This is a genomic window from Deltaproteobacteria bacterium (assembly GCA_011773515.1).
Classification (GTDB): domain Bacteria; phylum Desulfobacterota; class Deferrimicrobia; order J040; family J040; genus WVXK01.
On the sequence record WVXK01000070.1, the window covers coordinates 1 to 1,107 of the forward strand.

Sequence of the window (1,107 nt, forward strand, 5' to 3'; positions counted from 1 at the left end):
TCGTACTGGCCGGAGACGATGATTATCTCCGATGGCGCCACGTTGCCGGGTATCTCTATCTCGAGATTTTCGAATTCCTTATCCTCGAGGGTAAACACCTGGGACTTCACCTCGTATCCATGAGACTGCCACCTCTTCCGTATCCACTCAGCGCACCGGGCAAGCTCCTCGTAGCGCTCCGGATTGCGCTCCCCCAGCACAACGGTCATGTAATGAATATCCTCTTTGAGCTGCACCCCTATCTCTTCGAGGGATATGCCCTTTTTCGATTCGAGGGGCTCGCCCTCCCAGGTGCCTTCGCACTTCACCATGAAGCGATAGGCGCCGTAGGTCGCCACCGAAACAGCAATGAGAAAAGACGCCGATATGATGTATTTAATCCTCATCGGGCAATCTCCAGAAAAAGTTTTTGAAGATCTTCGTCTTGAGCCCTGCCGGCAGGAGCGAACCGAGAATAACCCCGAACCGGGTGATCGTATCTCCGTAAACCCACTGCCTGTCGTCCTCGATAGCCCGGATAATCCGGGCGGCCGCCTTTTCCGGCGTCGTGATCAAGCGTTTCGGCACCCTGCTCATGTCCATCCTTGCGGAGCCGAAAAAATGTGTCATGGTCATGCCGGGGTGAAAACAGAGAACACCGACGGAGGTGTCCGAGAGTTCGCTGGCCAGAGAGGCGCTCAAACTGGAAAGGTATCCCTTGGCGGCCCCGTAGACGGCCAGTCCGGGATAGGGAAGCCACGCGATGGCCGAGCTGATGTTGACGATCATCGCCCGGGGGCGTTCTTTCAGCCGGGGTATCAGTGCGTGGGAGAGGTGGGTGCACCCGTGGATATTCAGGGCGAGTGTCATCTCGATGGACTCCCATTCGGAGAGTTCGAACCTTCCGAAGAATCCAGCTCCGGCATTGTTCACCAGGACATCTAGGGACTCCTCCCGGTTTCTGATCCACTCGATCAGTGCCTCCCGGCTCGCTTTATCGGTGAGGTTCGCCGCCATCGAAGCGACGGGGACCGAATACTTCCCCTCCAGTTCCTCTTCAAGGGAGGAGAGCTCATCTTCTTCAAGGGCGGTGAGCAGCAATGTGCATCCGGCTCTTGCAAACTCGTG

2 protein-coding genes are annotated in these 1,107 nt (G+C 56.8%); both read right to left on the reverse strand.

The window, feature by feature from the left end:
* On the reverse strand, window positions 1-386 hold a 386-nt coding region (locus GTN70_08420; GenBank protein ID NIO17008.1), incomplete at its 3' end, for a hypothetical protein.
* Window positions 376-1,107: SDR family NAD(P)-dependent oxidoreductase (locus GTN70_08425; protein NIO17009.1), on the reverse strand; the 732-nt coding region annotated here is incomplete at its 5' end. The genes GTN70_08425 and GTN70_08420, both read right to left, overlap by 11 nt.